The 11,731-nt window shown below is 51.4% G+C and carries 11 protein-coding genes and 2 pseudogenes; 2 read left to right on the plus strand and 11 right to left on the minus strand.

Annotated elements, in window-relative coordinates:
- The first annotated feature begins 44 nt into the window (after nt 1-44).
- Nucleotides 45-575, plus strand: coding sequence for a TIGR00645 family protein (locus CSQ89_RS11095; RefSeq protein ID WP_099406228.1), 531 nt, complete (start codon nt 45-47; stop codon nt 573-575).
- A 125-nt stretch (nt 576-700) separates the two neighbouring features.
- On the opposite strand, the gene CSQ89_RS11100 is transcribed toward CSQ89_RS11095, so the two are convergent.
- The 11 genes and pseudogenes from CSQ89_RS11100 to CSQ89_RS11145 form a co-directional block, all read right to left on the minus strand.
- On the minus strand, nt 701-1,321 hold the full coding sequence (locus CSQ89_RS11100) for a 2OG-Fe(II) oxygenase (protein ID WP_099406229.1): 621 nt from the start codon (nt 1,319-1,321) through the stop codon (nt 701-703).
- A 65-nt stretch (nt 1,322-1,386) separates the two neighbouring features.
- Complete coding sequence (gene metW, locus CSQ89_RS11105; RefSeq protein WP_099406230.1) at nt 1,387-1,983, minus strand: methionine biosynthesis protein MetW; 597 nt, start codon at nt 1,981-1,983, stop codon at nt 1,387-1,389.
- Nucleotides 1,980-3,125, minus strand: a complete 1,146-nt coding sequence (gene metX / locus CSQ89_RS11110) for a homoserine O-succinyltransferase MetX (protein WP_099406231.1) — start codon at nt 3,123-3,125, stop codon at nt 1,980-1,982. Before metX ends, metW begins: the two co-directional genes overlap by 4 nt.
- Before the next feature lie 21 nt (nt 3,126-3,146).
- Nucleotides 3,147-4,247, minus strand: coding sequence for a DegT/DnrJ/EryC1/StrS family aminotransferase (locus CSQ89_RS11115; protein ID WP_099406232.1), 1,101 nt, complete (start codon nt 4,245-4,247; stop codon nt 3,147-3,149).
- Nucleotides 4,248-4,279: 32 nt separating this feature from the next.
- Nucleotides 4,280-4,429 (minus strand): annotated as a pseudogene (locus CSQ89_RS23820) (DapH/DapD/GlmU-related protein); the annotation flags it as partial.
- 171 nt (nt 4,430-4,600) lie between these two features.
- Nucleotides 4,601-4,720, minus strand: a pseudogene (locus CSQ89_RS23825) (WxcM-like domain-containing protein); the annotation flags it as partial.
- On the minus strand, nt 4,717-5,127 hold the full coding sequence (locus CSQ89_RS11125) for a sugar 3,4-ketoisomerase (RefSeq protein ID WP_099406234.1): 411 nt from the start codon (nt 5,125-5,127) through the stop codon (nt 4,717-4,719). The gene CSQ89_RS11125 and the pseudogene CSQ89_RS23825, both read right to left, overlap by 4 nt.
- A 140-nt stretch (nt 5,128-5,267) precedes the next feature.
- Nucleotides 5,268-6,515 carry a glycosyltransferase family 61 protein gene (locus tag CSQ89_RS11130; RefSeq protein ID WP_158228969.1) on the minus strand — a complete coding sequence of 416 codons (1,248 nt, stop codon included), beginning with the start codon at nt 6,513-6,515 and terminating at the stop codon, nt 5,268-5,270.
- Between the two features lie 169 nt (nt 6,516-6,684).
- Nucleotides 6,685-7,614: a glycosyltransferase family 2 protein gene (locus tag CSQ89_RS11135; protein WP_099406236.1), complete on the minus strand. Its 930-nt coding sequence runs from the start codon at nt 7,612-7,614 to the stop codon at nt 6,685-6,687.
- A 181-nt stretch (nt 7,615-7,795) separates the two neighbouring features.
- Complete coding sequence (msbA, locus tag CSQ89_RS11140) at nt 7,796-9,586, minus strand: lipid A export permease/ATP-binding protein MsbA (RefSeq protein WP_099406237.1); 1,791 nt, start codon at nt 9,584-9,586, stop codon at nt 7,796-7,798.
- A 135-nt stretch (nt 9,587-9,721) separates the two neighbouring features.
- A complete protein-coding gene (locus tag CSQ89_RS11145; protein ID WP_099406238.1) occupies nt 9,722-10,885 on the minus strand; it encodes a lipase family alpha/beta hydrolase in 1,164 nt (387 codons plus the stop codon).
- Nucleotides 10,886-11,065: 180 nt separating this feature from the next.
- On the opposite strand from CSQ89_RS11145, the gene CSQ89_RS11150 reads away from it, so the two are divergent.
- Nucleotides 11,066-11,323, plus strand: a complete 258-nt coding sequence (locus tag CSQ89_RS11150; protein WP_099406239.1) for a hypothetical protein — start codon at nt 11,066-11,068, stop codon at nt 11,321-11,323.
- Nucleotides 11,324-11,731 lie beyond the last annotated feature (408 nt).

Genomic DNA, 11,731 nt, shown 5'->3' on the forward strand with positions numbered 1-11,731 from the left:
GATACTTGCGTGTTTCCTACGTAATGCATTGTCCAAGGAGCACCATGAAACCCTTCGTCTCCCGCATGGAGTCCTTTATTTTCGCGAGCCGTTGGCTGCAAGCACCGTTGTACCTCGGTTTGATCGTGGCGCAGGCCGTCTACGTGTTCAAATTCATGCGTGAATTGGTGCATTTGGTTGGTGCCGCCAACAACATGGGCGAAACCGAGATCATGCTGATTGTGCTGGGCTTGATTGATGTGGTGATGATTGCCAACCTGCTGATCATGGTGGTGATTGGTGGTTATGAGACCTTCGTTTCCAAGATCGATTCCCTGGAGAAGCATGAAGACCGGCCTGAATGGCTGTCACATGTGAATGCAGGGGTACTCAAAACCAAGTTGGCACTTGCGCTGATTAGTATTTCCTCGATCCACTTACTCAAAACCTTTATTGGCCTGAGTGATCCAAATACCCCTCATCCTGGCGACTACCACAGCAGCGTTATGTGGCAGGTGCTGATTCATTGCACCTTCCTCGTATCGGCTGTCGTCATGGCTTTTACCGATAAGTTGATGCAACCCAAGGGACACTAGCGCCGATTGTTTTCAAGAAATTGTTCAAGCCAGGTAGCGCGTGGTGAGGCCAGACTGCTTTGCCCCGCGCATAGGCAGGCTTTGAACACAAGCCAGGAAAATGGACGCTTCGGCGTCCTTTTCGTTCAAATTTCGGCGCGACGTAGCCAGCCTGTTATCGACCATCGGGGACGTGATGCGGGCTGGACGGCATGCCAAAAGCGTTCTGAAGTGAACAACACCAAGCGCCCTGCTTGGGGGGCGACATCGCGGTATTCCCCTTGGCCTTCTGCATCCAGCCATAGGCGCAAATGCCCCCCCTCGCTGTCCTGCCAGTTCTCATTCAAATAGAACACGCAGGAAATCACCCGAGCCGTGTTGTCGCGAAAGCGGTCGCGATGGCGTTGATAAAAGCCGCCAGCAGGGTAGTGGGCATAGTGGAATTCACCATCGCGTAAGCCCAGATACAGCTCACGATTCAACGCTGCTTGTAATGCTGCAATGCATGTCCAGTAGGGGAGTTCGGCTGGCAGGCGATCAAGCGGGTCGAGCCAGCGTACGTCATCGGTACGGATATCGTCGCGCACATGCTGTTCGTTGGCGCGGCCTACGCCGGCGCGATGAAATTCACCTGCAGTGTGGCGTCGTTCGCCTTCGCTACGAAGGGCCGCTACTTCTGCTGATGAAAGAAAATCATCGACCACTACCCAGCCATGTTCGGCCAGCGTATCAATAATGGCAGGTAGCCGATAGGCAAAGTCAGTCATGAAATGAGGTATTTGTTTAAGTCTGTCAGGCGCAAGACCGTTGATTCCAAGAAACAAACAGCATGCTATTGATGTTCGAAACGGACCAATGCCAAGCTGCCCAGCAGATTGGGCAGGAAGGTGATCCGCTGTCCTTGGTGCATCACCATCTGGCTGGTGATGCGGGCTCCATGGGAGGACAGCAGCGCATCGAAATCGTTCAGGGTGCAGAGATGGATATTGGGGGTGTTGTACCACTGGTAGGGAATGGTTTCTGATACCGGCATGCGGCCCAGGGCCAGTTGGTAACGGTTTTCCCAATAACCGAAGTTGGGAAAGGTGACAATGCCGGTGCGACCGACGCGCAGCATTTCGTCGATGATGGCTTTCACGTGCCTCATCGACTGGATGGTGAGCGACAGCACGACATAGTCAAAGCTATTGGCTTCAAAGCCCGCCAACCCGGACTCAAGGTCACGTTGGATCACATTGACGCCGCGCGCTACGCAGCCAATGACACCTGCCATGTCAATTTCGACACCATAACCGCTGACCTGTTTATGTTCATGCAGGTGAGCCAGCAATTCGCCATCCCCACAACCTAGATCGAGCACCCGTGTACCCGGTGCAATCCAGCTGGCGATGCGCGCCAAGTCAGGCCGCAGTTCGTTGGGGATGCTCATGCCTGGACCTCATCAGCGACACGATTCAGATAGGCATGCATCAATTGCATATATGGCTCGTCCGTCATCAGGAAAGCATCATGGCCGTGTACTGATTCAATCTCTGCGTAACTGACGGATTTCTTGGCATCAAGCAGGGCTTTGACGGTTTCGCGCGAACGTTCGGGTGAAAAGCGCCAGTCTGAGGTGAAGCTGACAACAAGAAACTTGGCATCAGTAGTGGCCAGCGCTGCGGGCAGGCTCCCACCAAAGTGACGTGCCGGGTCGAAGTAATCGAGCGCCTTGGTCATCAGCAGATACGTATTGGCATCGAAAACATCCGCAAAGCGATCCCCTTGGTAGCGCAGATAACTCTCAATTTCGAATTCGGTCTCATAGTTGAATTGATATCCGCCCTCTCCCTTCAGTTGGCGACCAAACTTGCCGCCCATGCCTTCATCCGATAAGTAGGTGATATGTCCCAACATCCGCGCCAGCCGCAATCCGCGCCTAGGTATTGCCCCATGCTGGTAATAGTCGCCACCATGGAATTCCGGGTCGGTGAGGATGGCATTGCGGGCGACATCGTTGAAGGCGATATTCTGCGCCGTCAGCTTGGGTGCGGAGGCGATGGTGAGGCAATGCCGGATACGATGCGGAAAGGTAACCGTCCAACGCAAAGCCTGCATACCGCCAAGACTGCCGCCAATCACGGCAGCCCACTTCTCAATGCCCAGGCGGTCGGCAAGCTTTGCCTGTGATTGCACCCAGTCATTGACCACGACGACCGGAAACGCCGCCCCCCAAGGTTTGCTGGTGACTGGGTTAATGCTGATCGGCCCGGTGGAGCCATGACAGCCACCCAGATTATTCAGCCCCACCACAAAGAAGCGGTTGGTATCAATCGGTTTACCTGGCCCCACCATGGTGTCCCACCAGCCGGGGTATTTGTCGTCCTCGGCATAGCGGCCCGCCACGTGGTGATTACCCGATAGCGCATGGCAAATCAGGATGGCATTCGACCTATTGGCATTGAGCGAGCCATAGGTCTCGTACATCAACTGAAAGCCTGGCAATACAGCCCCCCCTTGCAGAGGGAAGGGCTCGTCGAAAACAGCACATTGAGCACTGACAATGCCGATGGAATGAGGGTCGTGAGTCATGTCGCTACGTTACAGCAGTGGCTATTTCAATGCTTGTTTTACCGCAGCAATAACCGTTTGCACATCAGCATCACTGATCGTCGGGCCGATAGGCAGACTCAACACTTCCGCATGGATACGTTCGGCAATGGGGAGGCTGCCGGCGGCAATGTTCAACTCGGCATAAGCGGGTTGCAGGTGCGGCGGTGTAGGGTAATGAATGACGGTACCAATGCCAAGCTCGGTCAACTTAGCCTGCAGGCGATCGCGGTTCGGATGGCGAATCACAAACAAGTGCCATACGGGCTCCATATCAGCAGGAACGACGGGCAACACAATTGGCAGGCCAGCCAACCCGGCCATGTACTGGCTGGCAATATCACGGCGTCTGGCGTTGTCAGCATCCATGAAGGGCAGCTTGACCCCCAGCAGAGCAGCTTGCAGTTCATCCAGACGGCAATTGAAACCCTTCACCTCGTTCACATACTTGGTGCGCGAGCCGTAATTGAGCAATACACGGACCTGTTCAGCCAGTACTGCATCATGGGTGGTTACTGCACCCGCATCGCCCAACGCGCCCAGGTTCTTGCCGGGATAGAAGCTAAAGCCTGCGGCATCACCCAGTTTGCCAACCCGCTGGCCTTTGTAATAAGCCCCATGCGCCTGCGCTGCGTCCTCGATCACTTTCAAACCATGCTTGGCTGCGATGGACTTGATAGGGTCCATGTCTGCTGGTTGCCCGTACAGATGTACCGCCATGATTGCTTTGGTGCGCGGTGTAATGGCCGCTTCAATCAAGGAGGGGTCAATATTGTAGGTAGCCTCAACCGGCTCTACAGGCACAGGTGTCGCACCCGCATAGGTCACGGCCAACCAAGTGGCGATATAGGTGTTAGACGGGACAATCACTTCATCGCCTGCGCCAATGCCATAGGCCCGCAAGATCAGATGGAGTGCATCCAAGCCATTACTGACGCCGATAGCTTGTTGGCTGCCGCAGTAAGCAGCGAAATCTTCTTCAAATTGCTTTAATTCCGCCCCCATGATGTACCAGCCCGAATCGAGCACCCGGGCAAAGGCAGCTTTTAATGCATCGGACTGGCGTTGATTGATGGATTTAAGATCGAGGAATGGAATGGGCATGGAGATTTGAGAAACTATGGATTTAAAGTACGGATGACGCGAGCAGGGTTACCAACAACGACTGTATAGGGTGGTACATCACGTGTTACCACACTACCGGCACCGACCATGGCACCTTCGCCAATGATAATGCCCGGCAGGATGGTTGCATTTGCACCGATTGAGGCGCCGCGCTGCACCAAGGTACGCGGAAAGCTTTCTGGATATTGGCGAGAGCGGGGAAAGGGATCATTGCTAAAGGTGGCATTTGGCCCAACAAAGACATCATCTTCCAGCGTTATGCCATCCCAAAGCTGTACGCCAGATTTAACGGTGACGCGGTTTCCCACCGTGACATCATTCTCTATTAAACAATGCGAGCAGATATTGGTGTCACTACCGATTGTTGCACCCGCGAGGATCACGACGTATTGCCAAATACGTGTGCCTTCTCCAATGGCTTGTGTTTGAACATCGCTGAGTGGATGGATCACGACCGGCTCTCTGGTTGGGTCAACGCCAGAAATTGTGCCTTATCCCGAATGTAGTCGCTCTCGTCGTAAAGCGAATCAGCCAACACCATCAGTACACAGTCTTCAGAAAAGTCATACATCTCACGCCAAACCATGGCTTCGACCAGGAGCCCTTGTGCGGGATTATCCAGCACTAGTTCAATTTGCTCATGGCCATCATCAAGCAGAAACCGGCAACTGCCGCGAACAGCTACGACCAATTGTTTGAGGTTCTTATGCGCATGAAAACCGCGGCGAACACCTTCTTTGGTCTCAAAAAGGTAGTAAACCCGCCTTACGGTGAAAGGCACGTTTTGGCCTTCTTCTAGTGCAATCAGGGAACCACGGTCGTCACCATGTTTCTGAAGGGGTAAGAGTTTGACGTTCATTTGGATGCGCTAGATAAATTCATATTCAGTTATTCGGCGGTAAATTGTCTCAGCAACTGTGCTAATGTAATCATACAGGCTGCTTTGTTAATCGCTTCGTCTCAAAACATAGGAAATCCAAACTCACTAGCGACACGGTTTTAATTCTGAGGATTATTTAGACCAAGATTTTCTAATTCGACCTTAAGGCTATTTAAATCTAAAATATAATCCTTAAAAGAGAGTTCATGTGTTGACTTCGCACCAGTGGGAAAAGTAATGTATCGCATATCTACACCTACTAGCTTTGCCAGTGTAGAAAATGCGGAGAAATCCGCATACTCTTCGGCCATCCAACAAAGTGCTTTGCTGCCTGTTCTACAGAACAATAAATTAGTCCATGCTGCACCAGTTGGGCCAGCAATGAATTCTGCACTCTGCATGAGGTTTATTTGCTCTTCAAAGCTAAGGTCCTCAGTAAATACTTGCTTAAACCCATATTGAGATAGCACGGCATAAACCTCATGCTGGTTATATTTACGACGACTGCCTTTTCGGCATAAGAAGATCCTTTCCCTGGTTGACGCTGAAAGGGAGCCATTTTCCCTTTCTAAGTATGCCAAGCATGTACTTCTTATGAATTCTAATGTATTGGGGGATATGTGAAAGTCCTTGGCCGAAAATATGGCGCCCGCTGCTAAATTGAAAGGGATCATACTGGCAGAATTTATATATACCAACCTATCAACAATATAATTGTTTCGCTTATTCAGTAAAATAATGGGGTGTTTTCCAGCGAATAACGTGAGGCTTTGCTTGAAGCTGGGTAACTTTAGTGCTTCTTCACTAACTAAAAGAGGATAATTTCCGTACTCTTTTGGTAGTGCATTTAAAAAAGAAATTTTTGGAAGTATCTCTAAAAGCCAATGATAATAGTTTGATGATCCATTGCCTGAGAGAAAAATACCGGCTTCAAGGTATGCTATTCGCCCTATGCGAACTCTTGCAGCATGTTGATCGTGGCTAACCAAGTTTCCAGATTCGTAGATGTAGTTATCTGGCTGAGGGCCTAATGATCGTTCTACAACAAGTTGATTAGTATTTGTGAGCACAGAAGAGGTATTGGCGTTTATACAGGCTCGCTGAAATACATAAGCATATACAGCTGGTAGTTTCACATGCGTTGCTTGTTGCTGGTGGTTTTGGTACTGTGGGCTATACGCCATACCATCCGTAACTGCCAGCAATGGTATTTTAATTACGGAGGTCAGCTCATCTAGCCAAACAATGGGAGTTGTTATGTATAAACTTCGATTGGAAAATATAAAGAAAATTATAAAGAATCGCTTTTCGGCATTATTGCAAGTCAATGCGCGCTGCATTATTTTACATAGCAGTCGATTTTTCAAAGAATGGATATCGAGTATTTTTTTAAACATAAGGAGATAGGGTCACTAATTTGTATTAAGTTAGACAATCTGTACTTACTGATGTATTTGACTAGAATTTGACAAATCCATCATAACGCGATTCGTTCAATTTACAAGCCATTTTGCCAGGAAGAAACTAGATAAACTTTTAGCAATGATTAAATGCTGCAGCGATTGCTTTTGGATATCGCCAATACCAAGGTAAGCCGGTGTGTTGCGTTGCTATTTTTAATAGAGAAAAGAGTTTGTCGTGACTATTTAGGTCGAGTAAGAAAGCCTTCTTACGCAAGGGTATGCGATAAAAATCCTGGGCCAGTGCTTCATGGCTAGTTAAGCGAGCATCTTGCAGTACTTGCTGGGCTTCGACAATTTCCAAGCGGAGTTTTTTACGCTTCCAGTGGCGACGCGCCTCCTTTGTCATGGCTAATGGCCTACTGGAAATGCCCCCTTCGCGATAGTGCACCAATGCATCAGCCAACGTAATTGCACCACCGAGGCAAAGGGCGCGGAATACGGTAACTTGGTCTTCATTTACCATGCCTTTAATAAACGGGCCGAAATGTTGATGTAAGCGGCGGGTAAAAGCGTGCGTTGCACCAACGATATGAGGGCGATGTTTGAACCATGCGGTTGGTACCATGCCATCCAGCCTATCGGTATGGATGTGTTCATCTAGTTGCCCGTCGTAATGCATGCTAATGCAATGGCTGGTGATCAGATCGGCTTTTTGGCCGCTTTTGTCCCATGCTTCAATCAGGAGACGGGCCCGTTTTGGCAGGGAGATATCGTCACCTGCAGAGGCAATCAACAAATCACATTGACTGGCGGCAATCAGGACATTCCAATGCGCACCAATGCCTAGATTCTGCTCATTTCGTCTAAGCGTAAGTCGGTGTGGACCCTTGTAATCCGATGCGACTGCTTGCAATACAGCAAAGGTATCGTCGGTCGATGCATCATCCGAAAACACAATATCCAAAGGTTCCGAGTCTTGCGCCAAGGCTGCTAGGGCGGATTCGCGTACCAAACTGGCTTGGTTGTAGGTAAGCAATAGAAATGCAACTCGCGGTTGATCCATCAATGCTGAATTCCTAGGTATTAATTTTGTTCATGATTCTGGCCGGATAGCAAAATCGTGAAGGTGCCAAGATCGGAAAGGTTTCGGTGGGCTGCAAAAAGAAACGAGAGACGATGTTGCGCTCTTGTCACCGCAGTAGGGCGAAGGTGAACTTAGAGTACGCACTAAGGCGTACCCGGATTTACGCTTGGCTCTGCTCGGGCTGGTTAAAGTACAGCTTTGCATATACCCCGCCACGCGCAAGTAGTTCCCGGTGATTGCCGATTTCCGCAATTTTTCCATTCTGCATTGCCACAATTCGGTCGGCATTTTCAATAGTGGAAAGGCGATGGGCGATGATGACGGTGGTTCTGCCCTTCATCAGAACATCAAGTGCTGCCTGCACTTGCCGTTCGGATTCGCTGTCCAGCGCGCTGGTTGCTTCGTCCAAGATCAGGATAGGCGCGTCCTTGTAGAGCGCACGGGCAATCGCTAAACGTTGACGTTGACCACCTGATAGACGAACACCGTTTTCACCAATCTGTGTCTGGTAACTGTTGGGCATTGCTTCGATAAAGTCAGCGGCGTAGGCGGCTTTGGCGGCAGCTTCCACGCGGGCCATGTCGATGCTTTCGCCCGAACCATAGGCAATATTGGCTGCCAGGCTATCGTTAAACAGCATTACATCCTGGCTTACCAGGGCGATCTGTTGGCGTAGGCTCGGTAACTGGTAGTCACGTAGGTCTACGCCATCAAGTTGTAACCTGCCCTCTAAGGGGTCGTAAAAGCGAGGTAGCAGTGTCGCCAACGTAGTTTTGCCACCGCCCGAGCTACCGACCAGAGCGATTACTTCACCTGGGGCGATGGTCAGGTCTATGCCATCGAGCGCCCAGCGTTCCGACTGGCCATAGCGAAAGCGCACTTGTTCGAAACGGATCTCACCACGGGCACGGACCACTGTGTGCTTGCCGTTGTCAGGCTCGACCGGTCGGTCAATCAGCCCGAATACTGTTTCGGCAGCGGCAAGGCCACGTTGTATTTGTTCGTTTACCTTGGTCAGGTTCTTGATTGGTTGCTGTAGCTGCATCATCAGCATGATGAATGCAATGAAAGCACCCGCAGTCAGCGCATCGGCCTGACTGCGCAGTGAAGCAAAGTAAATGATGGCGGCCAGTACGATAGCCACAATCAACATCACGACACCCGAATTCAGCGCGGAGGTGGTTTCCAGCTTCACAACCGTGTGCCGGACATGTTTGGCGGCACGGTCGAAACGCTCTTCTTCATAACGCTGGGCGCCGAATACTTTGACAATGCGTTGGCCCCCTAGCGATTCGTCGAGGATGCGTACCAGCTCAGCTATAGCACTTTGGCCAAACAAACTGAGTCGGCGCATACGTTTGCCCATAAGCGACACGCAGATGGCAATGCCTGGGATAACGGCAAAGCAGAACAGGGTGAGCTGCCAGTCTATTAGGAACAAGGAGATCAGGAGAAAAAGGACGGTCAGGCTGTCTTTAAAGAGCACCGTCAGCACTTGGGTATTAGCCTGGGTGATGGCGCCAACGTCATTGACTACCCGGGAAAGAAGTACACCAGCGGATTCCTGATCGTAAGTTGCAACCGGCAAGCGCATCAGTCTTGCAAACATCAAACTACGTAAATCGTGCTGAACCCGAGCAGCCAGCCAGGAAGAAGCGTAGGCATTCACATAGTTAGCTATAAAGCGCAAAAACGCGACAGCCAGCAGCGCTACCGGCACTCCCCACAGGGGCCAGTGTTGGGTCATATCGATTGGCAGAAGCTTGCCAATCGACGGTAATCCTTCCGTCTTGCTACCGAAGTTAAAGTCAATCAGCGGTTGAATCAGCCAGCTAAAGCTGGCTTCTGTTGCGGCAACCACAGCCAATGACACTATGGAAGCGACCAAGGGCCACTTGTAAACCAATGTGTGGCGGAGGATGCGGAAAGAGAGTTCGCGGCTGCTTGGCACAGAAGAGAGATTGGGAAATGAAATAAGCCCGCATTGTAACCGCCTTTCTTCCGAATGCCGGCAGTGCGGTACCTCGATGGGTCAATCACTATAAGGGCCGCAGCGATACTCACACTTAAGCCGAAGCTGGCAGACTTATGGCGTTGCTGGCTCATCTAGCCAAGCATGCAATACAGCATAAACCTTGGGATGCTTGAGTAAGCCCATATGGCCTATTCCCGCCAGTTGCACGACCTCAATATCCCCCTCCAAACCAGGGTCGCTGGCGCTGGCCAAAGGTACCATGCCATCTCCCAGCATTTGCGCCGTTGGGTGTTGCAGGCTGGGTAGCAAGCTGGCCGCCACAAACCGATAAGGCACTCCTGGCAGTAATGGTTGGGTTTGACCGCTATCCGGGTCCAATAAGCCATTGCGCAAATCTTGCACACCCTGGCTACGTTGTTCGGCTAGTATGGCCAGGGGGCTGCTGACTTGGCTTAGTTGCATCGCCACCGTTAATAGTCGGCCTATTCTCTCCAGCGGTGCACCGCGGTGAGGCGTACCAAGGCAGATCACCATGCGTAGAGATTTCAACCACGCCATACCGGCATCAGCCGCCAAGTAGCTTGCGCTGCGAGCCAGTAAACCACCCATGCTATGGCCCAGCAGCAACAAGTCACGTAAGGCTGGCAAGTCGGCATAGCATTCGTGCAGGTACATCGCCAAGGCGGCTGCATTGGTATGGACCGATAGCCCGCTGTTGTAACGCAGGTAAACCGGTGCATAGCCAAAATCCGTCTCCAGTTGCGCACCAATGTTTGCATCGCCCTGCCAGCAACGTTCGTCCAGGGCTAAGCCATGAATCAATACGCAAAGCCGACCGTTACTGCGGGCTACTTTTTCGGCCAGCTCTGTGCGGTTCAGCGGTAGCGTTGCGCCGGGTGCGTATAGGTTCATTTCGAAAGCCAATGGGTTGGAGCCTGCTTCCAACGTGTCGCCAAAGGCGCCGTTGAGTATGCTTTGCAAACGGCTGACTGGATGGGGCTGGGGATTCGGTCGCCAAGCCAGCCCAGCCAGCGAGAGCAACCCTACGCCGCCTAATCGAACCGCACCATACGCTTTACCCAGTACGGCGTTATGTACCTGGCGCACCATGCGCACCGGCACCTTTAACAGAGGGACACGTAACAGGGGGCTAAAGGAAACCTCAGCAATCGCACGATGCATGGCTTCCACTTGGCTGGCCGTATGAACAAAGGCTGCTTTGGCCGCCGGCAGGTAACCAGCACTGGGTGGTAAGGACTGCAAAGACTTGGGCATAGGGGGCCTTCGCAACAGCTTGAGCCTGAGCACTCGCTATCGCTATATTGAAGAAATATCCCAATCACACAACCAAACCTCTGTCGATAGAACTGAGCTGCACCAGCCAATCTTGACGTGCAGCCTAGACTCACTATCTGGCAAAAAACGTTAACTCGCCAACTCAACCTTCCTACTGCCATGATCCTTGACTTCGACATTTCGCCATCCGACGACGCCCGCAAGGAAATCGCGGCTGTCCTCACCCGCATCGATAAATTTCTGCAGGACCGTGAAAATGGCCTGGTCCACGCCAGCAAGCAAGACCTGCAAGCCTATTTGAAGCAGATGTTCAATTTTTCAACCGATGTTATCGGCATGGTGGTGCACAAAGAAAGCTATGAACTCAGCCTGGAGTTGGGCTATGTGAAAGTCGATTGCAAGCTCAAACGGTATTAAATTAAGTTATCAGAGACCTAGGTGCTGAATGCTTGCATCGGTATGCGGTGTAACTTCGCATTCTCTACTTCGTTCTTTTGCCTTGCTTTGGGAGGTTTTGAACAGGCAAGGTCTTTACATGCCTTGATGTGCAGGTGGTGTCGTTTGAACTTCCGCTTGCCATAACGGGTCTATTGAAACCGCGTTGGCCATGCTAAATATCCAAATGGATATGCTCCGCTTCCTCATTTGCCCCATTCCAGCCGGCCCACATGCCGCGCTACACTGCGAGGCACGCTTAGTAACTGATGTTACGCAGTGCATACGCTAACCTGTCGCCATGAAGAACAAAGAACTCGATTTGTACACCGACTATTTGCTGAGCACGTTTGGCGCGGCGACAGCAACGGGCTTGTCGGCGATGGTAGG

Source organism: Chitinimonas sp. BJB300 (assembly GCF_002735695.1).
Taxonomy (GTDB): domain Bacteria; phylum Pseudomonadota; class Gammaproteobacteria; order Burkholderiales; family Chitinimonadaceae; genus Chitinimonas.